Here is a 23422-nt window from a genome sequence, read left to right as displayed (position 1 = left end):
TTCGAGATATCCGGGTTCAGGCCCGGGCAGCCGCCTTGCGATTGGCGAAGCCGATGGCGAGGACGGAGAAGATGAGCAGGCCGGTGCCGACCTGCTGCCAGTAGAAATTGAGACCCGACAGCAGGAGGCCATTGGCGACGACGCCGAGCAGCAGCACGCCAAGCACGGTGCCCGGCACGTTCGGCCGGCCGTGCGGGTCGAAGGTGGTGCCGATGAAGGTCGCGCCGATGGCGTTCAGGAGGAACGCGTTGCCCGAGGACGGAATGTAAACCGTGACCGTCGAGGTGAGGATGAGCCCGACCACGGCGGCAATCGTCGAGACGAGCACATAGGTCAGGGCGGTGATGCGCGACAGGCGCAGGCCCGAATAGCGCACGACACTCGCCTGGATGCCGGCGGCGAGCGTCACCCGGCCGAAGCGGGTGTGCGAGAGCACGAGCCAGGCACCGGCGACGACGAGCGCGGTGACGAGGAGCGGCACGGGAATGCCGGCGACCGTGCCATGGCCGAGGAAGCGGAAGGCTTCCGGCACGCCGGCCGGCGGCAGGTAGACCGGATTGCCGCCATTCGTCAGCAATTGCTGCGCGCTGCGGCCGACGAAGAGCGTGCCGAGCGTGGCGAGAAAGGGCGAGATGCCGATGCCGGCGATGAGCACGGCATTGAAGACGCCGACAAGCGCCCCGCCGGCAAGCCCGCCAAGGGCGGCAAGCGCGATCGGCTGTCCGGCGAGCACGAGGGAAACGAAGGCGAAGCTCGCGAAATCGACCGCCGTGCCGACCGAGAGATCGATGCCGCCCGCCGAGACGGCGAAGGTCATGGCGATGGCGACGATGGCGAGCAGGGCGAAATTGTTCACAAGCACGCTGAGGAGGTTCGCACCCGAGAGGAAGCCCGGCGCGAGCGCTGCGAAGAGGGCGAAGACGGCGGCGAGCGCCGCGACCAGCGCATAGCGGGCGACGCCGCGGGTGAAGGAGGAAAGAGCGGTCGTCGCCATGTCAGGCGTTCTCCTTGCGGCCGAGCAGCGTGGTGGCGGAAACGACGAGCAGGATCAGCAGCCCCTGCACGCCGCTCACCAGCGTGCTGGAAATGTTGAGGAGCTGGAAGCCGTTGATGAGGAAGCCGACGAAGAGCGCCGACAGCAGCGTGCCGGTCACGGTCGGCACCAGCCGGCGGGAGAAGACCGTGCCCAGCAGGGCGGTGACGACGACCGGCAGCAGCATGTCGCCGGCCCCGGTGGTGCTGCCCGAGAGGTAGGAGACCGACAGGATGCCGGCGAGCCCGCCGCACAGGCCGCTCGTCAGGAACGAGCCGGCGACGAAGGACTTGACGGGAAGGCCCGCCGCCCGCGCCGCATCCGGAAACGCGCCGACCGCATAGAGGCGAAGGCCCAGCGGCGTATATTGCACGATGGCCGCGACGACCAGCGTGAAACCGAGCAGGACATAGGCGAGAACCGGGATGCCGAAGGGACCGCCGGCGGAAAGCGCGGAGAGGAATTCGCTCGAGGCCGGGACGACGGTGTTCTGCGTCAGCACCAGCTCAAGGCCGGCGACGACATTCATGACGGCGAGCGTCGCGAGCAGCGGCACGATGCCGGCGAGCGTGACGGCGGCGGCGTTGACCGCGCCGATGGCGAGCCCCGTGCCGAGCGCGCCTGCAATGGCGACGCCGTCGCCATGCCCCGCCTGTGCCAGCGAGGCGTAGACGGCGGCGCTGAGCCCCATATTCGCGGCGAGCGACAGGTCGATCCCGCCCGTCACCACGTTCGAGCCGCCCGCGATGATGACGATGGTGAGCCCGATCGCCAGAACGCCGGCAATGGCCGACTGGCCGAGCACGTTGCCGATATTGCCGATGGTGAGGAAGAAGGGTGCGGTGACGGAGAAGACGACAAGGACGCCGACGAAGACGGCAAGCGCGCCGCCCCGCAGCGCCAGCGTGGCGAGGCGGCGGCCGAAGGCGGGGCCGGGCCTTCCCGGCTCGACAGCCTTCTGCGCCTCGATTTCGAGAGCGGAGGCCGGAATATAGGGGGCGTCAACCAGCATGGCGAAGCGTCTCGTAGGCACCCGTCACATCCGCAAGGACCTGGTCCGGGCTCGTTTCGGAGGAGATGAACTGCCGCGTCACACGGCCACGGAAAAAGACGAGAAGGCGATCGGTGACGCCGAGCAGTTCCTCGATGTCGGAGGAGAGCACGAGCACAGCCGCACCGCGTTCGGCAAGCTCGCCGATCAGCCGGTAGATCTCCACCTTGGCGGCGATGTCGACGCCGACCGTGGGCTCGTCGAGCAGGTAGATTTCCGACTGGCGGCTCAGCCATTTGGCGATCGCCACCTTCTGCTGGTTACCACCCGAGAGCGTCTTCACCAGCGCATCGACGCCGTCGGTCTTGATCTGCAGCCGTTTGACAAGGTCTTCCGTCTGGCGCCGTTCCGCGCCGCGGTCGATGAGGCCGCGGGAGAAACGGCCGAGGCTGGCGAGCGTGGTGTTTTCGGTGACCGAGAGGTCAAGCGCGACGCCGTCGCGGCGGCGGTCCTCCGGCACCAGCGCCAGGCGGCGGTCGGTGGCCGCGGCGGGATCGGCGGAGAACACGGCCTCGCCCTTGACGGAGACCGTACCGCCGGTCGGCCGGTCGAGGCCGAAGAGCGTGCGCACCACCTCCTTGGCGCCCGAGCCGACGAGACCGGTAAGACCCAGGACCTCGCCCCTGCGCAGCGTGAAGGAAACGGCATCGAAGCGGCCGGCAAGCGCCAGGTTTTCCACCTCCAGCACCACCTCGCCGGGCGCGACGTCGGGCTTGGGATAGAGCTCGCCGATATCGCGGTTGACCATCAGGGCGCCGATCTCCGCCGCCGAGGTTCCGGCGACCGGCAGGGTTGCGACGTCGCGGCCGTTGCGCAGCACCGTCACCGTATCGCAGAGGTCGACGATCTCGCCGAGATAGTGCGAGATGTAGAGGATGGTGACGCCCTCCGCACTGAGGCGGCGGATGAGCTGGAAGAGCAGGTCCGCCTCGCGCCGGACGAGCGCCGCGGTCGGCTCGTCGAAGACCAGCACCTTGGGACTGGCGATGAGCGCGCGGGTAATCTGCACGATCTGCTTTTCCGCCGCCGAAAGATCGGCGATCAGCGCGGAATGGGGCAGCGCGAGACCGAAATAGCGCTCGAGAATCTCGGCGGACCTCCGCCGCATCGCCGCGCGGTCGAGGAAGGGCGTTCCGGGAAACCGCAGCTCGCGGCCGAGGAACAGCGCCTCGCCCACCGTGAAGGTCGGGACGAGCAGGCGATCCTGGTGGATGAAATGGATGCCGAGCTCTTCCGCGAGATGCGGCGTCAGCCGGTCATAGACCTTGCCGTCGATCTCGACCGTGCCTTCGTCCGCCCGGTGAAGCCCGGCGATGAGCTTGATCAGCGTCGACTTGCCGGCGCCGTTCTGGCCGACGAGGCCATGCACCGAACCGCGCTCGACGGTGAGCGACGCACCCGAAAGCGCCTCGGCGCCGCCGAAGCGCTTGACGATGTTTTCGAGCCGGACGATCGCCGCGCCGCGCCCTGCCGTGTCCGCCATGGCCGCATTCCCCGTTGACAGAAAGAGACCGCGGCGAGGCCGCCGCGGTCCGCGCCGGATTTCAGCCGATGCCGAGCTTCCTGGAGACCTCGCCGACATTCTGCTTGTTGGCGAGCAGCGCCGGCACATAGGTCTCGCGCGGCAGCGTCTCGCCGGCGAGGTAGCGGGCGACGTTCCGGATCGCGACGCGGCCGAGCTCGGCGGGCTGCTGGGCAACGTCGGCGGCGGCCGGCGAATTCGGATCGGCGACGAGCTGGAGCACTTCCGGGCTGCCGTCGACGCCATAGGTCCTGATCTCCGTGCGGCCGGCGGCGGCGAGCGCCTGCGTCGCGCCGAGCTGCGGGATGTCCCAGGCCGACCAGATGGCCTTGATCGATCCCTTTTCCGGATATTTGGCGAGGATCGCGGTGATCTGGGTGAAGGCATCCTGAACGGTGTTCGGGATCACGTCGCGCAGCTCCGGCTGCACGATCTGCACCTTCGGGAAATATTTGACCACGTTGACGAGCTGGTCGTAGCGGATGGCGCAGGGCGTGACGCCGTAAAAGCCGTTGAAGACGACGATATTGCCCTCGCCGCCGATGTCGGAGACGAGCTGGAGGGCGAGATCCTTGCCGATGCCCCAGTTGTCCGAGGTGGAATTGTTGATCGAGTTGACCGAGCCGACATCGATGGTGAAGACCGGAATATCTGCCTCGCGCGCCTTCTTCAGCCAGGGATCGATGACGCTGAGCGTGCCGAGAAGCTGGACGATGGCGTCCGGCTTCTGGGCGATGAGCGTCTGGAGCTGGGAGACCAGCTTGCCGTCATTGCGGCTGGCATCCACGGCGATCGGCTCGCCGCCGAGACGCTTCACCTCCTCGATCTGGGCGTTGTAGGCCTGGAGATCGAAGAAATGATCGGTGCCGGCGGTGCTGATGCCGATGCGCTTGCCCTTGAGCGAAAGCCCGTCCTCGGCCGCGGCGGTGCGCGCCGCAAGAAGGCCCGTTCCCGCCACCACGCCGGCCACTGCGGTGAGCTTGAGGAGATTGCGGCGGTTGACGCCGGAGCGGATGTCGTCGGTCATGATGTCCCCGTCAGATCAATAATGATATAATCTATAAATTAAATATACTAACGAGCGGCGACAGGCAGGAATTTCCAAAATACGGGCGCCTTGGGAAAAGATTCGGCGCGGCGGACCGGAGGGACGCCGGCGCCATATCCGTCCCATGCCCGCCCCTCACTCCGCGCCCTCCGCCTGCGCGCGAAACGCACCGGCAGGATGGCGGTCCGGCAGGCGGTCGCCTTCGCCGAAAAGGCGGTTGCGAAGGCTGCCCGCGCCGTAGGCTGTCTTGTAGCGCCCCCGCTCCTGCAGAATCGGAATGACGAGATCGATGAAGTCCTCGTAGCTTTCCGGCGCGACGGTGCGGGCGAGATTGAAGCCATCCACCTCGCCCTCGGCGATCCACACCTCCAGTGCATCGGCAACCTGAGCGGGATCGCCCACGATCAGCGGATAACGCCCGCCGAGCGCCATACCGGAGAGGATGGAGCGCTTCGTCCAGCCGCGCGCGCGGGCAAGGTCGACCGAGGTCTGCACGAAATTGCCCTTGCCGTAGGCGATCGGCTCGTCGAGATCGTATTGCGAGAAATCGATGCCCGTGCCGGCGGAGAAATGCGCAAGGCCCGCCTCGGGGCTGGCATAGCGGGCATAATCCTCGAACTTCTCCTTCGCCTTCTTTTCCGTACGATCGACGACGACGGTGAGGCCGGCGAAGATGCGCACGTCCTCCGCCCGCCGGCCCGCTTCCACCGCGCCCTGGCGGATGGCGCGCGACGCCGCGCGGGCGACGCCGGTGTCGGGCGGCGAGATGAAGACGCATTCAGCGTGGCGGGCGGCGAACATCCGGCCGCGACCGGAGGTGCCGGCCTGGTAGAGCACCGGCGTGCGCTGGCGCGAGGGCTCGCTCAGATGATAGGCCTCGGCGCGGTAGAATTTTCCCTCGTGCCGGATTTTGCGCACCCGGGCCGGGTCCGAATAGACGCGGGCGCGGCGATCGCGGATGACGGCGTCGTCGTCCCAGCTTCCTTCCCAGAGCCGGTAGAGGAGATCGAGGAATTCGTCGGCCCGGTCGTAGCGCTGGTCGTGTTCGCCGAGCGCGGTTTCGCCCATCGCCCGCGCCGCGCTGTCGAGATAGCCGGTGACGATATTCCAGCCGATGCGGCCTTCCGTCAGGTGGTCGAGCGTCGAGATACGGCGCGCGAAGATGGCGGGCGCCTCCGCATTGACGTTGACCGTGACGCCGAAGCCGAGCCCCTTCGTCACCGCCGCCATGGCGGAGACCAGCATCAGCGGATCATTGACCGGAAGCTGGATGGATTCGCGCAAGGTCAGGTCGACGGACTGCTGATAGACATCGTAGACCCCGACGATATCGGCGAGGAACACGCCGTCGAACAGGCCGCGCTCCAACGTCGCCGCCAGGTCCGTCCAGTAGCCGAGCCTGGTATAGCGGTGAGACTGGTCGCGCGGATGAGTCCAAAGCCCATGGTTGATATGGCCGGCGCAGTTCATCGTGAAGGCGTTGAGAAGGATTTCTTTTCGCATGTCTTCTTGCGGAGGGCGGCACGCGCCCTCCCCGTTCAAATCCACGAATGCAGCGGCGGCTGCACGCCGTTGAGGTAATACTGGCCGACCGCATGGAACTTCCAGCGCACCGGATCGTGCAGCGTGTGGGTGCGTGCGTCGCGCCAGAAACGGTCGAGATTGTGCGTGCCGAGCGTGGAACGCGTGCCGGCAAGCTCGAAGAGCTTGTTGGATGCGGCGAGCGCCACTTCCGTCGTCAGCACCTTGGCTTCCGCGACGGCGATCTTCGCCCTGCCGATCGTCTCCTCGGTGACGTCGGCGATGGTCTCGTCGAGCTGGCGGCCGGCCCGCTCCAAGAGCGCCTCGGCGGCGTGAAGGCGGATCTTGAGGTCGCCGATCGCCGCGATCGTGTAGGGATCGTCCGACGCCGTGTCGGAACCGCTGTCGATCCATGGGCGGGCGTGGTTACGCACGAGGTCGATTGTCGCCTCGATGGCCCCGCGCGCGATGCCGGCGTCGATCGCCGCATGGATGAGCTGGCTCTGCGGGCCGACGGCGCTCTGGTTCTCGTAGACGATATGGGCGGGCAGAACGCGGGCTTCCGGGATCGCCACCTCGTCGAGGATCACCGTGCCGCTTGCCGTGGTGCGCTGGCCGAAGGCCGACCAGTCGTTGACGACCTCCAGCCCCGCCGCGCCCCGATCGGCGACGGCGACGACGACATGGCCGGCCTCATCCAGCGCGACGATGGGCACGAGATGGGCGAAGAGCGCGCCGGTGGCGTAGAACTTCCGGCCCGAGACCACGAAATGATCGCCCTTGCGGACAAGCTTCGTCTCGAAGGCCTCGACGTTCTTGCCGCCGAATTCGGAAAACGCGTTGCCGAGCCGCTTGCCGGCCAGCACCGCGCCGAACAGCTCGTGCTTCTGCGCCTCGCTCCCCGTCTGGCGGATGACATCGATGATCTCGAAACTGTTCTGGGCGATCTGGGTCAGCGAGGGATCGCCCGCCGCAAGCGTCGCGAAAACTTTTGCAAGCGTGACCTGCGAGACGCCGGCCCCGCCATATTCCTTCGGGATGGTGATGCCCCACAGGCCGCTTTCGGAGAAGAGGTCGACCTCCGCGAAGGGGAGACGCCGCTCCCGGTCGCGTTCCTTCGCCTCGGCGGCGAACAGCGGCTTCAGCCGTCCCGCGACGGCGATCGCCTCCGCGTCGTCGCGGATGACATGGGCAGGCCTTTCCGGCGGGGCGGGCAGCCAGCCGGGGTTGCCGGGCGCGGGATCGGCGGGGGTTTGTCGGGCGGTGGCTTGGGTCGGGGTCATCGGTCTCGGCCGTCATTTCAGAAAGGGATTGCCGGGCTGCGATAGGGCGCAGCCCGGCGGCGAGGGACGAAAAATCAGAAGGCGGCGACCACCTGTCCCTTGTAGCGCTCCTCGATGAATTTCCGCGTCTCCTCGCTGTTCAGCGCCTTGGCGAGCTTGGCGACGCGCGCGTCGTCCTTGGTCTCGGGGCGGGTGACGAGATATTCGCTCCAGACATTGTGGCCGTCCTGGCCGCGGTCGATCAGCAGCGCCTTGGAGATGTCGAGCTTGGCCTCGAAGACGTAGTTGCCGTTGAGCGCGGCGAGATCGACCTCGCCGAGCGCGCGCGGCAGGAGTGCGGATTCCAGCTCGACGATCTTGAGGTTCTTCGGATTCTCGACCACGTCCTTGATGGTCGGCAGCGGGTCTTCCGGCGATGTCAGCTCCGGCTTGCCGGAGACCTTGATGAGGCCGAGCTTCTGGAGCAGCAGCAAGCCGCGCCCGCCATTGACCGGATCGTTCGGGATCGCGACGGTCGCGCCGTCCTCGATCTTCTCAACCGAATCGATCTTCGTCGAATAGGCGACGAAGGGCTCGATATGCACAGGCACGATGGGCACCAGCTCCGTGCCGCGCTCCCGGTTGTAGTCGTTTAGGAACGGCCGGTACTGGTAGTAGTTGGCATCGAGTTCGCCGGAGACGAGCTGGGCGTTCGGCTGGATGTAGTCCGTGAAGACGCGGATATCGAGGTCGAGGCCGTCCCTGGCGAGGATCGGCTTGACGAATTCGAGGATCTCGGCGTGCGGAATGGCGGTGGCGCCGACGACGAGCGTCTCGTTCGCCCTGGCGGAGCCGAAGACGGCGAAGGCGAGGCTGGCGGCGATGGTGAGCGATTTCAGGATGCGCATGTGGGTCCTCCTGGCGCGGGTCATTTACGGGAGAAGTGGGCGACGAGACGGTTGCCGCTCGCCTGGATGAGCTGGACGAAGACGATGAGGATCGCCACGCAGACCAGCATGATTTCAGTCTGGAACCGGTGGTAGCCGTAGCGGATGGCGAGGTCGCCGAGCCCTCCGCCGCCGATCGCGCCGGACATCGCCGTATAGTCGACGAGCACGATCGCCGTGACGGTGACGGCCGCCAGCAGGCTCGGCAGCGCTTCGGGCAGCACGGCGCGCAGGATCGTCTGGCGCGTCGAGGCGCCCATGGCCAGGCTCGCCTCGATGACGCCGCGATCCACCTCGCGCAGCGCCGTCTCCACCAGCCGCGCGAAGAAGGGCGCGGTGCCGACGACGAGCGGGAAGATGACGCCGCGGATGCCGAGCGACGTGCCCGTGACGATGACGGTGACCGGCATCAGCACGATGAGCAGGATGATGAAGGGCACCGAGCGGATGATGTTCAGAACGAAGGAGAGCCCGCCATAGGCGACCGGCGCCTGGAAGAGCTGCTGCCGCCCGGTGAGGAACAGCAGGATGCCGAGCGGCAGGCCGACGATGACGGTGAGCAGCAGCGCACCGCCGACCATGGCGAGCGTCTGGCCGAGCGCCGCACCGATATCGCCCCAGTAGATGTTCTCAAACGACATGGCGGGGCCTTTCCTCGGGCGGCGCGAGCGGCGCGCCGCCCTGCAGCTCCACGTCGACGCCGCTCGCCCGAAGGCCCGCGATCGCCCCTGCCACGTCCCGCCCGGAGAGCGAGACGATGAACTGCGCATAGGGCGTCTCGCGGATATGGCCGACCCGGCCGGCGAGGATGGCGTAGTCGACGAGGTTTTCCCGGGCGATGCGGCCGAGGATGGGCTTGTGCGCGGCAGGCCCCGTGAAGGTGAGGCGCACCGTGCGCCCGCCAAGATCGGCCCCTGCGACGGCGTCGAGCGAGCCGCCGTCCGGCTCGGCCTCGCGCACCAGCCGCAGCGTCGCGGGGTGGCGCGGGTGCAGGAAGACGTCCGTCACCGGTCCCTCCTCCACCACGCGGCCGCGATCGAGCACGGCAACGCGGTCGCAGGTGCGGCGGATCACGTCCATCTCATGGGTGATGAGCACGATGGTGACGCCGAGGTCGCGGTTGATCTGGCGCAGGAGATCGAGCACCGCGCCCGTCGTCTGCGGATCGAGCGCGCTCGTCGCCTCGTCGCAGAGAAGGACCGAGGGTTCGCAGGCGAGCGCCCGTGCGATGCCGACGCGCTGTTTCTGCCCGCCCGAAAGCTGGCGCGGATATTTCCCGGCGTGTTCGGAAAGGCCGACGCGGGCAAGCAGCGCGGCGACCCGCCCGGAAATCTCGGCCTTGCCGTATTCGCCGGTCAGCTCCAGCGGATAGGCGACATTGCCGGCGACCGTGCGGGCGCTGAGCAGGTTGAAATGCTGGAAGACCATGCCGATCGACCGGCGCAGCGCGCGCAGACGCTCGCCGCGGGCCTCCGTCACCCGCTCGCCGGCGACGAAGACGTCACCGCCGCTCGGGCGCTCCAGGAGGTTGATGAGCCGCACAAGCGTCGACTTCCCCGCGCCGGAGGAGCCGATGACGCCGAAAATCTCGCCCTTGGCGACGGAGAGATCGACGCCGTCGAGCGCGGCGGCCGCGCCTTCCTTGCCGGCAAAACTCTTCGTGACGCGTTCAAGCCTTATCATCGCCGTCAGCCCGCGCTTGCGCCGATGCGCCACTGATAGGGCGGCGGCGTGCCATTGACGGCGAAATCGCCGATGATGCGGTGCTTGTAGATGCGCGGATTGTGCGAGGCGAGCGTGCGGGCGTTGCGCCAGTGCCGGTCGAGGCCGGCGGACTTCTTCGTCGCGGAGGCGCCGAGCGCATCGAAGAGCAGCGTCGCGGCTTCGAGGATGAGGTCGGAGACGACCGTCTGGGCCTGCGCGGCTTCAAGCTCGGCGATGGCATTGGCCTTTTCCTCCGCCTCCGCATCGTCGACGAAATGCGCTTCGAAGGCGCGCTGGAGGCCGTTGGCCGCCTGGAGGGTGATCGCGCCCGCCGCATAGGCCGCGGCGCGGATGCGCCCGACGACCTGCAGGACCTGCGGATCCTCGCTGGGGCGCGCGGCCGCGGCGTGGGTATAGGTGCGCCGGCGCTCCACCACGGCTTTCGCGACGTCGGCAGCGATCGCCCGGCCGATGCCGGCGAGCGTGGCGAGGTGCACGAGCTGGTAGAAGGCGGCCGAATATTTGAAGCGCTCGTCGTCGACGACGATGTCCCCGGGCTCGACCACGACGTCGCGGAAGATGGCCGTGCCGCTCGCCGTCAGCGTCTGGCCGAAACCGTCCCAGTCGTCAATGACCGCGACGCCGGCGGCCTCGCGCCGCACCGCGACGGCGATCCCCTCGCCCGCCGCGTCGCTCGCGCCGACATCGATCCAGTCGGCGAAGAGCGAGCCGGTCGTGTAGTATTTCTCGCCGTTGAGGACGAGCCGGCCGTCCTTCTCCGCGACGGTCGTGGAGAAGCGGTCGAGCGCCGCGCCTGCGCCGATCTCGCTCCAGGCGCTGCCGGCGGTCTCGCCCCGCGCGATGCGGGCGAGCCACAGGGCGCGGCGTGCGGCATCCTTCGTGTTCAGGATATCCTCGGTGAAGCCGAAATGGGCGCGCAGGGCCTGCGTGACATTGGAATCGGCTGCGGAAAGCTCGATCAGCAGATTGAAGAACTGCGGCAGGCTCGCCCCCTTGCCGCCCGCCTCCACCGGCAGGCGGACCGCGCCGAAACCGGCCTCCTTCAAGCGGCGGATCGCCTCGTATGGCAGATCGCGCCCCAGGTCGCGCGCGGTCGCCTGCGCGGCGATCTCCGCGAAAATCGGCCGGAACGGCGCGGCCAGCGCCTCATATCGTTCACCGGGGCCGGCGCCCCAGGCATTGTCGATCTGCGTCATGCATCCTGCTCATCGTCGCTGCCGTGCCGGCCTTCGGACCGGTCACGCTTGGAATTGACGAGGAGGGTAGCCTTCGCTGCGGATAAATACAGAAATTCTATCTTTTTTATATATTACAAAGCGAAACGCTGTTCCCCTCGCTGCCGGAGCGCACGCAGCGCAAGGAAAACCCGGCGCGAGGAGGAAGCGCCGGGTCACACGCCGATCGGGGTGGCCGGCCTCAGGCCAGCGCGATGGCTCGTTCCAGATCGGCGATCAGGTCGTCGGGATGTTCGAGGCCGATGGAAAGGCGCACATAGCCGGGCGTGACGCCGGTCGCGAGCTGGTCTTCCAGCGAGAGCTGCGAATGGGTCGTCGTCGACGGGTGGATCGCCAGCGACCGGGCGTCGCCGATATTGGCGAGGTGATAGAAAAGCTGGAGGCTGTCGATGAAGCGGCGCCCCGCCTCGCGCCCGCCCTTCAGCTCGAAGCCCACCAGCGCGCCGAAATAACCCGGCTTGAAATATGTGTCCGCCCGCGCCTTCGCCTCGCCGTCCTGGAATTTCGGGAAGATGACACGTTTCACCTTGTCATGGCCCTTGAGATATTCGGCGACCTTCACCGCGTTCTCGTTGTGCTGGCGAAGGCGAAGCGGCAGGGTCTCGAGGCCCTGGATGAACTGGAAGGCGTTCTGCGGGCTGATCGCCGCGCCGAGATCGCGCAGCAGTACGGCGCGGGCGCGCAGGATATAGGGATGGAAGGCGATGGCCTCGGCCTTCTCGATCCACGTCTTGCCCTGGTAGCTTGCATCCGGCTCGGTGAGGTTCGGCTGGCGCGCGGCATGCTCCGCCCAGGGGAAATTGCCGCCGTCGACGATCGCGCCGCCGATGGAGGTGCCGTGGCCACCGATATATTTCGTGGTCGAGTAGACGACGACCGCCGCGCCGTGCTCCAGCGGCCGGATGATCAAGGGCGCTGCCGTGTTGTCGACGATCAGCGGAATGCCGTGCCGGCGGCCGATGGCCGCGACCTCGGATATCGGGAAGACTTCCAGCTTCGGGTTCGGCAGGGATTCGGCGTAGTAGGCGCGTGTACGCTCGTCGGTCGCCGCCTCGAAGGCCTGCGGGTCCGACGCATCGACGAAACGGGTCTCGATGCCGAAGCTTTTCAGGGTGGCGGCGAAGAGCGCCCAGGTGCCGCCGTAGAGACCAGCGGCGCTGACGATGTTGTCGCCGGCCCGGGCGACGTTGAGGATCGCGAAAGCCAAGGCCGCCTGGCCGGAGGAGAGCGCCAGCGCGGCCGCGCCGCCTTCAAGCTCGGCAAGGCGCTGCTCGAAGGCGTCCTGTGTCGGGTTGGAGACGCGGGTGTAGAGATGGCCGGGCGCTTCGAGGGCGAAGAGCCTGTCGGCGCCGTCCGTGCCGGGCAGCTGGAAGGACGTCGTCTGGTAGATCGGCACGGCGACCGCACCGCTTGCCGGATCGAAGCGGAAGCTGCCGCCGTGCAGCGCGATCGTCTCGGGATGGCGGCTCTTGAAGGTCGCGGCTCCGGCCGGGACCTCGACGATATCCTGTTCGGCGACCTCGGGGGCTTGATGGATCGTCATGGCACTTCTCCTTTGCTGCGGCGCATTCAGGCGCGCGAGGGACGGACGGACAGGATGGCGCCCGCGACGAGAATGCTCGCCGCGGCCCAGAAGGCTTCCGGCGCATACCAGCGGATGCCGTAGAGATGATCGTTGGTGCACAGTGCCTGGGCGAGCGTGCAGAGGTCGCTCGCGCCGGCAAGGCACGTGACGGCCTGGCGGACGGTGAGGTAGTCGTTCTCGACGACCTTGCTGAAGATCAGCCACCACCAGCCGACGGCAAGGACAGCGAGGACACCGCCGGCAAGCGCGACGGCGTGGTGGGCGAGCCGCGCGCTAGACGTCATGGGAGATCCCCAGCTTTTCGAGCAGCGACCGGCGCAGCGCGACGAGGTTCGGATCGTCCCGGCGGCGCGGATGCGGCTGGCCGACGCGCACCTCCGCGACGATGGAAGCGGGCCGGTCGGAGAGCACGATGACGCAGTCGGCGAGCAGCAGGGCCTCCTCGACATCGTGCGTGACGAGCAGCGCGGTGAAGCCGGCGCTCTTCCACAGATCGAGGAGCTCGTTCTGCATCCTGAGCCGCGTCAGCGAATCGAGCTTGCCGAAGGGCTCGTCGAGCAGCAGCAGCTTGGGATCGTTGACGAGCGCGCGGGCGAGCGCGGCGCGCTGCGCCATGCCGCCGGAAAGCTGGTGCGGGTAGAAATCGGAAAAGCCTTCCAGCTTCACCAGCGTCAGCACCTCGTCGATGCGGTGTTTCCGCTCGCGGACAAGGCCGCGCGCCTCAAGGCCCGTCGCGACGTTGCCGCGCACGGTGCGCCAGGGAAACAGCGTCGCATCCTGGAAGACGAGGATGCGGTCGGGATTCGGCGTGGTGATCGGCCGGCCGTTTTCAAGCACCTTGCCGGCGGTCGGCGTCTCCAGCCCGGCGGCAAGACGCAGCAGCGTGGACTTGCCGCAGCCGGACGGTCCCAGCAGGGCGACGAATTCGCCCGGCGCGATCGCAAGGCTCACATCGTCGAGAACCTGCAGGTCCTTGCCGTCGAGCTCGTAGCGGTGGGAAACGCCTTCCACGTCGAGCGCGATGCTGTCGGCAGCGGTTTCTGCGAGAGCGAGCGCCATCATAGAATCCCCTTCTGCCAGCCGAGCAGGCGGTCGCGCACGACGAACAGGAGGCGCACGAGCCCGGCGCAGATCAGCGCCATGACGATGAGGGCGGCATAGACATTGGCATAGGCCGAATAGGCCGTGTTGAACTGGAGATACCAGCCGAGGCCGAACTTGGCGCCGAGCATTTCGGCGACAACCAGCACGGCGAAGGAATAGTAGAGCCCCATGAAGAGGCCGACGAAGACGTTCGGCAGCGAAGCGGGGATCGCGACCTTGAAGATGAGGAAGCGGTTGTCCGCGCCGAGCGTGCGGGCGACGTCGTAGAAGGACCGGTTGACCTGGCTGACGCCCGCCGCCGTGAGGATCGCGACCGGGATGCCCGAAGCGAGCGCCACGAGGAAGATCGAGGCGTGGAAGGTGGATGGGAAGATGAAGAAGGTGCAGGGAATCCAGGCGCTTGCCGGCACAGGTCCGATCAGCTTGAGAAGCGGCATGCCCCAATAGGCGAAACGCTTCGACCAGCCGAGCGCGACGCCGCCGGCAAAGCCGACGAGGACGCCGGAAAAGAAGCCGAGCCCCCAGAGCCGGCCGGTATAGGCGACGCAGATCAGCAGGCGGTCCCAGTCCGTGACATAGACATGCAGCAGGCCCTGCGGCGGCGAGAAGAACGGCTTCGGCAGCCAGCCGAGCTTGGCGGTCAGCACTTCCCAGACCGCAAGCCAAAGGCCGAGCACGATGAACCAGGGCCCGTAATGGACGAGCGTGCGGCCAAGGCCGCCGAGCCGGTGGACCGTGACCGACAGCGCAAGGAAAATCCCCGCCCCGGCCAGCGCGAGGACGGCGAAGAGCTGCGTCGCACCCCAGGTGATGACATCGGGCAGAGCATAGGTCAGCGCCGCGGCGAGAAACCACGTGCCGGCCGCAAACAGCCCGTTGCGCCAGATGCCGGGAAGAGAGGGGGCGAAGGTGCGCCGCCCTGCCCCGCCGAATGTGTCCTCGACCGCCGTGCTCATGGCATCATGCGAAGATGTCGATGGTGATGCGGCTTGCGATCTCCTCGGGATCGGTGGAAGCGTCGATGACACCGGTCAGCTTCAGGTCCTCGTAGCCGATCCGCACCTCCTTCAGCAGGTCCTTGCCGAACCAGTGGTCGTGGTAGGTGAAGGCGGCAAGCACCTCCGTCAGGTCCTCCAGCGAGAGGCCCGGCTTCAAGGTGTCGAAATACCACTTGGCCACCTCGTCCGGGTGCTTGGCCGTGTACTGGTGGATTTCGAGGTTGGCGGCGGCGACGCGCTTGATGGCGTCCCTGTTGGCCTCGTAGTAGTCGCCATTGACGCCGAGCACGCAGCAGACGCGGTCCTTGAAGCTGCCGGTCTGCGTGTCGGCGACGCGGCGGAAGCCGTGCAGCTTCTCATAGGAATAGGCCCAGGGGTCCATGTGCGCGACGGCATCTGCCTCCCCCTTCAGCACGCCCTCGGCCACGAGGTCGAAGGGGAAGACCTTCCAGGTGACGTCGGTTTCCGGATTAAGCCCCGCCTTGGCGAGCGCGACCGAGAAGGCGACGCGCGAGGGCGACATGACGTCGAACGTGCCGATCGTCTTGCCCTTGAGGTCCGTCAGCGTCGTGATATCGCTCTCCGGCTTGACGAGGATGCTCTGGCAGCCGCCGTGCGAGCCGGCGAAGAGCCGCACATCGAAGCCCTGTTCGATCGGCTTCAGCCAGTCGTAGAGCAGGCCGGGGCCGGCCTCGGCCTTGCGGGTGGCGAGCGCCTGGATGAGCGTCTGGCCGCTCGCCCCCTGGTAGAACAGTTCCACATCGAGGCCGTGCTTGGCATAGATGCCCTTGGCAAGGCCGAAGCCGACGGGAGAATGGCAGGCGGCGACCTCGGTCCATTCCAGCTTGATCGGAATGAGGTTGCCGGCAATGGCATAGCGCGTCGAGCGCGCGCCGATGACGCCTGCGGTGGCGGCAATGGCCGTGACGCCGGCTGCCTTGATCAGGCCGCGGCGCGACAGGCCCCTGGAAAGCATGGTTTCGGATTGCTGGCTCATCGGATGTCCCCTCGCGAAGTGATGCGGCCAGCGTAGCAAAATCATATTTAGTTTATAGATTTTATAGATTATTTCGAAAGGCTATCGGGGAATATTCTTTTGCCGTTCGCCCGCGCGACGGATTTGCCGTTCCTTCGCGCAAAGGCAACAGGCGCCTCCTTGGGACTGCATGTCACCGCAAGCGGCCTGGCCCGGGCACACCGTCCGCGGGTTCTCCGGCCGGCCCCTTCGAGAAACACCCAAGCCTCCCAGGTTACAGGCAGCCCCACGCTTCGCAGATCGAAACCGGCCATCAAGCGCTGTCCCCGGAAAGCTGTAGCGCGCGGCAGGACGAGATCCGGCTCCACCAACGGTGCGGCGCCGGCGCCGCGCAAGGATTAATTCGCGGGCGGGCGGTACAAGAGAATATAATTTCTTACTCAAACTATAGAATTTATTATCTTACGAGGCATCCCGTTCCTCAATCCGGAAGACAGCGCATGAGCAAATCCGACCAGCCCCTCGATTTCCTCTGGTTCATCCCCAGTTCCGGCGACGGTTCCTATCTCGGCTCGGACGAGCTCAGCCGACCGCCGGATCCGGGCTATTTCCGGGAGATCGCGGTTGCGGCCGACCGGCTGGGCTATTCCGGCGTGCTCATTCCCGTCGGCGCGGCGTGCGAGGAATCCTTCGTGCTCGCCGCCGATCTCGCCGCCCGGACCGAGAAGCTGAAATTCCTCGTGGCCATCCGCCCCGGCACGGCGACGCCCGCCTACTACGCCCGCCTCGCCTCCACGCTCGACCGCGTGTCGAACGGCCGCCTGCTGCTCAACATCGTGGTCGGCGGCAGCGCGCAAGAGCTTGCCGGCGACGGCATCTTCCTGCCGCATGACGAGCGCTACGACCACGCGGCCGAATTCATCCAGGTCTTCAACGAGCTGATCGAGACCGGCCGTTCCACCCTCGACGGCAAGTATATCAAGGCAATCGACGCGAAGCTCGGCCTGCCACCGGTGCAGCAGCCGCGCCCGCCGATCTATTTCGGCGGGTCGTCCGATGCGGCGATCGATTTCGCCGGCGGCATCGTCGACAAATACCTCACCTGGGGCGAGCCGCCGGCGCAAGTCGCCGAGAAGATCGCCCATGCCCGCAAGGCCGCCGCCGCGAAAGGCCGCGAGGCGACCTTCGGCATCCGCCTGCATTTCATCGTCCGCGAGACGGACGAAGAGGCATGGGAGGCCGCCGACCGGCTGATCTCCAAGCTCTCGGACGAGGCCATCGCCTCGGCTCAGGCGGTGCTGACGAAGAATTCCGATTCCGTCGGCCAGGCCCGCATGGTGGCCCTGCACAACGGCCGGCGCGACAAGCTGGAGGTCTCGCCGAACCTGTGGGCCGGCATCGGCCTCGTGCGCTCGGGCGCCGGCACCGCCCTCGTCGGCTCGCCGAAAACCGTCGCCGCCCGGCTTCGCGAATACCAGGCGCTCGGCATCGACACGGTCATCGCCTCGGGCTATCCGCATGTCGAGGAGGCCTATCGCGTCTCCGAGCTCCTCTTCCCCGAACTCGGCCTGCCCGGCCCCCGGGGCCAGCTGCGCTCGTCCTTCGGCGGCCATCAGGTCTTCGGCGGCGGCGGCCACGGCGGCAACGTCAAGCTGACGTCGGCATCCTAGCCGCAATCCAGCCTCCCCGGGTGGCATCCGCCACCCGGCGGCAAACACGAGCCTTCTCAGATCATGTATTCCGGCTCGCTGAGGCTCTGGTCCATGGTCACGCCCGGCAGGACCGTATGGGGCCTGCCCACCGGTCGCGCCGGAACGCCGACGACAGACGTGTAGGGCGCGACCGGCCCGACGACGACGCTGCCGGCCCCGATCTTCGCGCCGATACCCACCTCGATGTTCCCGAGGATCTTCGCGCCCGCGCCGATCAGCACGCCGCGGCGCACCTTCGGATGCCGGTCGCCCGTTTCCTTGCCGGTCCCGCCGAGCGTCACGTTCTGCAGGATGGAGACGTCATCCTCCACCACCGCCGTCTCGCCGATGACGAGGCCGCTGCCGTGATCCAGCATGATGCCGCGTCCCATCACCGCGGCCGGGTGGATGTCGATCGCGAAGGTCTCCGAAATCCGGCTCTGGATGTGGCGGGCAAGGTGCCGCCGGCCCGTCGCCCAGAGCCAATGGCCGACACGGTAGGCCTGCAATGCGGAAAAGCCCTTGAAATAGAGGAAGGGCGTCAGTGCCTCGCTGTTCGAGGGGTCGCGGTCCTTCACCGCCTGGAGGTCCGCTGCCGCCGCCCCGAGCAGGCCCGGCCTGTCGGTATAGGCGCCGTAAATGAGCGCGAGCAGCTCGTCGCGGTCGACGTCGTGATCGGCCAGCTTGATCGCCAGCCGGTGCGAGAGCGCATGGCCGAAACTCGCATGCATCAGCACGGCCGAGTTCATCGCCCGCGCCAGCGCCTGGTCGCGCTGGGCTGCCGCGGCTGCTTCCTCCCGCAGGGTTTGCCAAAGCGTGGCGACCACGCCGCGGGCCGCGTCCTCGACGGGAAGGAAAACGACGTTGCTCTCGTGTCCGGGCATGGCCCGATCTCCTCGGACTGGGACGGGAAAGGACTTCACGCCTTTGCCGGCTTCTCCAACAGATGCAGCAGGTCCGGATGGTGCTTTGCCGCGACATCCGGATGGGACCTGAGGCGGCTTTTCAGGTGGTTGATGCCGACCTCGCGGAATATCGGGTTGAGCGGATCGACCGTCACGCCGCGCTCGCCGCGCTTCAACGCCTCCGCGAGGGGAATGACGGGGATGGTCGCGTCGTAGCGCGCGCCGAGGAAGAAGGCGACGGAGAAGCGCTCCGTGCCGGCGGGCGGCGTGACGACATCGTGCACGTCGGCGCGCACGAAACCGTTGGTCGCAAGCTCCAGGAGCTCGCCGCTGTTGATGACGAAGGTGCCCGGCACCGGCGGCGCCTCGATCCAGACGCCCTCCTCCGTGCGGATACGCAGACCCGGCGTCGTATCCTGCAGCAGCACCGTGACGAAGCCGCCGTCCTTGTGCGCGCCGACGCCCTGGTCGCTGCCGGCGGCCTCGCGGCCGGGATAGCGGATGATCTTCAGAAGCTGCGAGGGCGACGGCTCGTAGATTTCGGCAAAGGCGTTTTCCGGCTGGCCGAGCGAAAGTGCGATGGCTTTCAGCACATCGATGCCGATGCGGGTGACCTCGGCTTGGTAGCGCAGCAGCAGCGGCCTCAGCTCCGGCAGGGCTTCAGGCCACTGGTTGGGGCCGTAGAGGCGGTTCCAGGGCGTGCCCGGCCCATCCTCGACCGGCTTGCCTTCCGTGTTGATGTCGAGCTGCTCGCGCCAGTCCTGCTCGCCGCGGGTGCGCTCGTAGCCGGCCCGGTTGTAGCCGCGGAAATGCGGCGACTTCACCATCTCGATCGACAGCTTGTCCGCCTCCGGCAGGGCGAAGAACCGCTTTGATGCGGCCAGCACGTCATCGATCAGGCTCTGCGGCACGCCATGGCCGGTGAGATAGAAAAAGCCGTGATCGTGCAGGATGCGCGTCATTTCCCGGATGAAACCCGTGCGCTCTTCGGGGCTGCCGTAGAAGCGGGAAAAGTCGATGGTCGGCAGGTGGACGGGTTTGGCGTGGATGGTCATGGGGGCCTCATAAGGATGACTTCCGGCCGGCGCCGCGGCCGGATGGTTCTACACGGCGTCCAGGATCTGCCTTTGCAGATCGACGGCCCGCGGGTCGGCAAGTTCCTGCCGGGGACGGTCGAGATCGATGTCGATATCGAGGGCGATGGCGCCATCGCGCAGCACGACTACGCGATCGGCCAGTGCCACGGCTTCCGCGACGTCATGGGTGATCAGCACACTGGTGAAGCGGCGATCCGTCCAGATCCGCTCCAGCAGGCGGTGCATCTCGATGCGCGTCAGCGCGTCCAGCGCGCCGAAGGGCTCGTCGAGCAGCAGGATCTGCGGCTCGCTGACCAGCGCCCGGGCGAGCGCCACGCGCTGCCGCTGGCCGCCGGAAAGCACGCTCGGCCAGTCGTTCTCGCGGCCTTCGAGCCCGACATCGACAAGCGTGCGCCTCGCCTTCTCCTGCCAGTTCGCACCGCGGGCGATGCCGACATTCTCGACGACGCGCTGCCACGGCACCAGGCGCGCCTCCTGGAAGAGAAGGCGGACGGAGGGATGCAGGCGCTCGACCCTGCCCCCGCCGATGCCGACGCGGCCGCTGTCAGGCGTGTCGAGGCCGGCGACAAGACGCATCAGCGTCGACTTCCCGCCGCCCGACCGGCCGACGACGGCAAGGAACTGGCCCGCCGGAATCTCTAGGTTGAAGTTCGCGAGCACATTCAGCTTGCCGAAGGACTTCTCCACCCGCGACAGCGAGATCGGCAGGCCCGCCGCGGCATCCGGCACATGGAAAGCGGCGATGCTCATCGCTCTCCTCCCTGCCGTGCCTGATAGGCGGGGTGCCAGACCAGCACGCGCTTTTCGATCGCGCGGGTCGCCACATCCGCAAGCTTGCCGAGAAGGGCGTAGACGATGATGCCGAGCAGGACGATGTCCGTCTGCAGGAATTCCCGCGCGTTCATCGTCATGTAGCCGATGCCGCTGGTGGCGGAGATCGTCTCGGCGACGATGAGCGTCAGCCACATGAAGCCGAGGGCATAGCGCAGGCCGACGAGAATGGAGGGCAATGCGCCGGGCAGGATGATGCGCGTGATCAGCGCCTTGCGGTCGAGCCCGTAGACGGAGGCCATCTCGACGAGCTGCGGATCGATGGTACGCACGCCGTAGAAGGTGTTGATGTAGATCGGGAAGAAGACGCCGATCGAGACGAGGAAGATCTTCGCCGTCTCGTCGATGCCGAACCAGAGGATGACGAGGGGGATGAGCGCCAGATGCGGGATGTTGCGCACCATCTGCAGCGTGCTGTCGAATGCCGTCTCGGCCGGCTTCCACAATCCGTTGACGACACCCGCGACGAAGCCGAGCCCGCCGCCGATGGCAAGGCCGATCAGCGCGCGCTGCGTGGAGGCGAGCGTGTGGACGAGAAGCGAACCGTCCAGCAGCGACCGCCAGAAGGCGGCGGCGACGGTCGTGGGCGCCGGCATAAGGCGGGCGGTCACAAGGCCCGTCCGCGCCGCGATCTCCCAGACGATGAGGAGAACGATGGGAAGGGCCCAGGGCGCCAGCGCGCTCCCCAGGCCCTTGAGGTTGAGCTTGCGGGTTTCGCCGGCAGCATAACCGGCCACCGACGTCTCCGCCATCAGGCACCACCCTTGCGCACGACATCCGCGATCGAGATCTTCTCGGGGATCAGCCCGAGGTCGAAGAAGGTGTCGGCGATCGACTGCTGCTGCCTGACGACGCTCTCGTCGATCGCCTTGACGCCATAGGACTGGCGCTCGAGCGCGATGGCGAGCACATCCTGCGGAATGCCGACGGAGGGCGCGAGCTCCGCCGCGGCCGCCGCGGTATTGGCCTTCGCCCATTCGTCGATCTCGGCAACGGCCTCGATGACCACGTCGACCGCCTCGGGATTGTTCTCCACGAAGCTCTTCGCACCGAGATAGAACTGGTGGTTCGGCACGATGCCTTCGCCGTTGCGCAGCTCGCGTGCCTCGATCGCCACTTCCGCGGCCGCCTGGAAGGGATCCCAGATCACCCAGGCATCGACCGCACCCTGCTCGAAGGCGGCGCGGGCATCGGCCGGCGGCAGGAAGGAGGTCTTGATGTCGCTATATTTCAGGCCCGCCTCCTCCAGCGCCTTGACGAGCAGGTAGTGCACATTCGATCCCTTGTTGAGCGTGACCGTCTTGCCCTTGAGGTCCGCCACCGTCTTGATGGGGCTGTCCTTGGGCACGAGGATCGCCTCGCCGCGCGCGGCCGGCGGTTCGTGGGCGATGTAGATGAGCGGCGCGCCGGCGGCCTGTGCGAAGATCGGCGGCGTTTCGCCGGTCGTGCCGAAATCGACGGCGCCGACATTGAGCGCCTCCAGCAGCTGCGGGCCGGCGGGGAACTCCGTCCAGGTCACCGTATAGCCGATCTTCTCCAGCTTTTCCTCGAGGAGGCCCTTGCCCTTGAGCAGAACGAGCGTACCGTATTTCTGGTAGCCGATGCGGACCGTCTTGTCGGAAGCGTATGCCGGCCCACCGCCGAGAAGCGGCAGGGCGAGCAGGGCAGCAAGAGCCGTCGAGAAAAAGCGGCGTGAAATCTTCATGGCGTTCCCCTGGGTCAAGATCATGTAGATTATATAATCTATAGAATATAATTGATTTCGAGGGCACCCATTCCAACCTTTCCCGGGCCTCGTAGTTTTTTCTCCTATGCCGCCCCCTTTCGCCGGGCATCGGCGCCGCAGCCATGGCAGAAAAATGCCCGGCCGCTTGGCCGGCCCGGCATCGCAGAACCACCCTGGCGCCTCGCCTCCCGTTTCGCGCCGAGCCCGGCAAAGGAAAAACTTTTCCTGCCACGCCACCCCTTTTGAGTGGGCCTGCCTTTCATGCCGGCGAGAAACACATAATTCTTATAGACAATCACGCCGGGGGACATTCATGGCAGCCGAAAGTGCGAAAATCGTTGATTTCCAGGCCTATCGCGACGCACGCCGCAAGGCCTCCGCGCCGTCTCTTCCAGCGCAGGCCGCAATACAGCCGACCGGCATGCAGCCGATGATGATGTGGGTTCCTGTCTGGACGTTCTTCCCGGTCGTTACGAGCCCGTGGGCCTATGCGCGGTGAAGTCGCCGTGCTCGACCGGGAAACCGCTCCGGCGCCGTCGGACGCGATCTGCATACGGACCGGCCAGCACCTGCGCCGGCTGAGAACGCGGCGCGGCTATTCGCTCGACCGGCTCGCCAAGGTCTCCGGCGTCAGCCGGGCCATGCTGGGGCAGATCGAAACCGGCAAGAGCAGCCCGACGCTCAGCATCCTCGCCAAGATCGCCGCGGCCCTCGACGTCACCTGCGGCTCGCTGATCATCGAGGCGGAAGAGCCGGCGACGGTGCTGCTCACCCGCTCGGCCTCCAAGACTCTGTCGTCGAGCGACGGGAAATTCGAGACCCGCGCGCTCTTTCCCTATGACGGTGACCGCACCGTGGAATTCTACGAATTGCGGCTGGCGCCGCACCATGCCGAGCGGGCCGAAGCCCACCGCAACGGCACCGTGGAAAACCTCGTCGTCGCGCAAGGCACGGTCGAAGTGATCGTCGGCAAGCAGCCCTATATTCTCGGTGAAGGCGACGCCCTCGTCTTCGAGGCGGACGTGCCGCACGTCTACCGCAACATGACCGGCAGCCCCGCGACCGTCTATCTCGTCTCGACATACCGGGACGTCATCCACATATGAGGGGCCTCCCCAAGGGAGGCCCGGCCATATGAAAAGGCCTCCCGGAGGGGAGGCCTTAT

The 23422-nt window shown here is 67.0% G+C and carries 23 protein-coding genes; 3 read left to right on the top strand and 20 right to left on the bottom strand.

Going from position 1 to position 23422, the window contains the following annotated elements; all coding sequences use genetic code 11:
- Positions 1–16: 16 nt before the first annotated feature.
- From MUU56_RS06205 to MUU56_RS06135, 15 genes are all read right to left on the bottom strand, one after another.
- The gene (locus MUU56_RS06205; RefSeq protein ID WP_244766440.1) at positions 17–994 is read right to left on the bottom strand and encodes an ABC transporter permease; all 978 of its coding nucleotides are present in this window, start codon (positions 992–994) and stop codon (positions 17–19) included.
- 1 nt (position 995) lies between these two features.
- Entirely contained in the window at positions 996–2045 is a 1050-nt protein-coding gene (locus tag MUU56_RS06200) for an ABC transporter permease (RefSeq protein WP_244766439.1), read from the bottom strand.
- On the bottom strand, positions 2035–3567 hold the full coding sequence (locus tag MUU56_RS06195; RefSeq protein ID WP_244766438.1) for a sugar ABC transporter ATP-binding protein: 1533 nt from the start codon (positions 3565–3567) through the stop codon (positions 2035–2037). The genes MUU56_RS06200 and MUU56_RS06195 overlap by 11 nt, the downstream gene beginning before the upstream one ends.
- Before the next feature lie 61 nt (positions 3568–3628).
- The gene (locus MUU56_RS06190) at positions 3629–4633 is read right to left on the bottom strand and encodes a sugar ABC transporter substrate-binding protein (protein WP_244766437.1); all 1005 of its coding nucleotides are present in this window, start codon (positions 4631–4633) and stop codon (positions 3629–3631) included.
- Between the two features lie 156 nt (positions 4634–4789).
- Positions 4790–6157 (bottom strand): LLM class flavin-dependent oxidoreductase, encoded by a 1368-nt coding sequence (locus tag MUU56_RS06185; RefSeq protein ID WP_244766436.1) that lies wholly within the window; start codon positions 6155–6157, stop codon positions 4790–4792.
- 35 nt (positions 6158–6192) lie between these two features.
- Positions 6193–7458 carry an SfnB family sulfur acquisition oxidoreductase gene (locus tag MUU56_RS06180; protein ID WP_244766435.1) on the bottom strand — a complete coding sequence of 422 codons (1266 nt, stop codon included), beginning with the start codon at positions 7456–7458 and terminating at the stop codon, positions 6193–6195.
- A 74-nt stretch (positions 7459–7532) separates the two neighbouring features.
- Positions 7533–8345, bottom strand: coding sequence for a MetQ/NlpA family ABC transporter substrate-binding protein (locus MUU56_RS06175; RefSeq protein WP_244766434.1), 813 nt, complete (start codon positions 8343–8345; stop codon positions 7533–7535).
- Between the two features lie 20 nt (positions 8346–8365).
- The gene (locus tag MUU56_RS06170) at positions 8366–9025 is read right to left on the bottom strand and encodes a methionine ABC transporter permease (protein ID WP_244766433.1); all 660 of its coding nucleotides are present in this window, start codon (positions 9023–9025) and stop codon (positions 8366–8368) included.
- On the bottom strand, positions 9015–10067 hold the full coding sequence (locus tag MUU56_RS06165; protein WP_244766432.1) for a methionine ABC transporter ATP-binding protein: 1053 nt from the start codon (positions 10065–10067) through the stop codon (positions 9015–9017). Before MUU56_RS06165 ends, MUU56_RS06170 begins: the two co-directional genes overlap by 11 nt.
- Before the next feature lie 5 nt (positions 10068–10072).
- Positions 10073–11305, bottom strand: coding sequence for an acyl-CoA dehydrogenase family protein (locus tag MUU56_RS06160; RefSeq protein ID WP_244766431.1), 1233 nt, complete (start codon positions 11303–11305; stop codon positions 10073–10075).
- 220 nt (positions 11306–11525) lie between these two features.
- Positions 11526–12887, bottom strand: a complete 1362-nt coding sequence (locus MUU56_RS06155) for an O-acetylhomoserine aminocarboxypropyltransferase/cysteine synthase family protein (protein ID WP_244766430.1) — start codon at positions 12885–12887, stop codon at positions 11526–11528.
- A 26-nt stretch (positions 12888–12913) separates the two neighbouring features.
- Complete coding sequence (locus MUU56_RS06150; RefSeq protein WP_244766429.1) at positions 12914–13213, bottom strand: hypothetical protein; 300 nt, start codon at positions 13211–13213, stop codon at positions 12914–12916.
- Complete coding sequence (locus MUU56_RS06145; RefSeq protein WP_244766428.1) at positions 13203–13991, bottom strand: ABC transporter ATP-binding protein; 789 nt, start codon at positions 13989–13991, stop codon at positions 13203–13205. Before MUU56_RS06145 ends, MUU56_RS06150 begins: the two co-directional genes overlap by 11 nt.
- Complete coding sequence (locus MUU56_RS06140; RefSeq protein WP_244766427.1) at positions 13988–14989, bottom strand: ABC transporter permease; 1002 nt, start codon at positions 14987–14989, stop codon at positions 13988–13990. Before MUU56_RS06140 ends, MUU56_RS06145 begins: the two co-directional genes overlap by 4 nt.
- A gap of 4 nt (positions 14990–14993) precedes the next feature.
- Positions 14994–16028 carry an ABC transporter substrate-binding protein gene (locus MUU56_RS06135; RefSeq protein WP_244766426.1) on the bottom strand — a complete coding sequence of 345 codons (1035 nt, stop codon included), beginning with the start codon at positions 16026–16028 and terminating at the stop codon, positions 14994–14996.
- Between the two features lie 479 nt (positions 16029–16507).
- On the opposite strand from MUU56_RS06135, the gene ssuD reads away from it, so the two are divergent.
- Positions 16508–17677, top strand: a complete 1170-nt coding sequence (ssuD, locus tag MUU56_RS06130; RefSeq protein WP_244766425.1) for an FMNH2-dependent alkanesulfonate monooxygenase — start codon at positions 16508–16510, stop codon at positions 17675–17677.
- Between the two features lie 56 nt (positions 17678–17733).
- Here the strand turns inward: ssuD and cysE are convergent, their stop codons facing one another.
- Genes cysE through MUU56_RS06105 form a run of 5 tightly spaced genes read right to left on the bottom strand, consistent with a single transcriptional unit; the run spans position 17734 to position 22236 of the window.
- Positions 17734–18582 (bottom strand): serine O-acetyltransferase, encoded by an 849-nt coding sequence (gene cysE / locus MUU56_RS06125; protein ID WP_244766424.1) that lies wholly within the window; start codon positions 18580–18582, stop codon positions 17734–17736.
- A gap of 35 nt (positions 18583–18617) precedes the next feature.
- Positions 18618–19658 (bottom strand): isopenicillin N synthase family dioxygenase, encoded by a 1041-nt coding sequence (locus MUU56_RS06120; protein WP_244766423.1) that lies wholly within the window; start codon positions 19656–19658, stop codon positions 18618–18620.
- Between the two features lie 48 nt (positions 19659–19706).
- Positions 19707–20450, bottom strand: coding sequence for an ABC transporter ATP-binding protein (locus MUU56_RS06115; protein ID WP_244766422.1), 744 nt, complete (start codon positions 20448–20450; stop codon positions 19707–19709).
- A complete protein-coding gene (locus tag MUU56_RS06110; RefSeq protein ID WP_244766421.1) occupies positions 20447–21283 on the bottom strand; it encodes an ABC transporter permease subunit in 837 nt (278 codons plus the stop codon). The genes MUU56_RS06115 and MUU56_RS06110 overlap by 4 nt, the downstream gene beginning before the upstream one ends.
- Entirely contained in the window at positions 21283–22236 is a 954-nt protein-coding gene (locus MUU56_RS06105; protein ID WP_244766420.1) for a sulfonate ABC transporter substrate-binding protein, read from the bottom strand. Before MUU56_RS06105 ends, MUU56_RS06110 begins: the two co-directional genes overlap by 1 nt.
- Before the next feature lie 334 nt (positions 22237–22570).
- On the opposite strand from MUU56_RS06105, the gene MUU56_RS06100 reads away from it, so the two are divergent.
- Both MUU56_RS06100 and MUU56_RS06095 read left to right on the top strand, forming a co-directional pair.
- Positions 22571–22756, top strand: coding sequence for a hypothetical protein (locus tag MUU56_RS06100; RefSeq protein WP_244766419.1), 186 nt, complete (start codon positions 22571–22573; stop codon positions 22754–22756).
- Positions 22746–23363 (top strand): helix-turn-helix domain-containing protein, encoded by a 618-nt coding sequence (locus tag MUU56_RS06095; RefSeq protein ID WP_244766418.1) that lies wholly within the window; start codon positions 22746–22748, stop codon positions 23361–23363. The genes MUU56_RS06100 and MUU56_RS06095 overlap by 11 nt, the downstream gene beginning before the upstream one ends.
- The last annotated feature ends 59 nt before the right edge of the window (positions 23364–23422 follow it).

It is taken from the genome of Shinella yambaruensis (assembly GCF_022899355.1).
Classification (GTDB): Bacteria; Pseudomonadota; Alphaproteobacteria; order Rhizobiales; family Rhizobiaceae; genus Shinella; species Shinella yambaruensis.
Note: the sequence above shows the minus strand (reverse complement) of the source record. Positions and strands in the feature narration are given on the sequence as shown.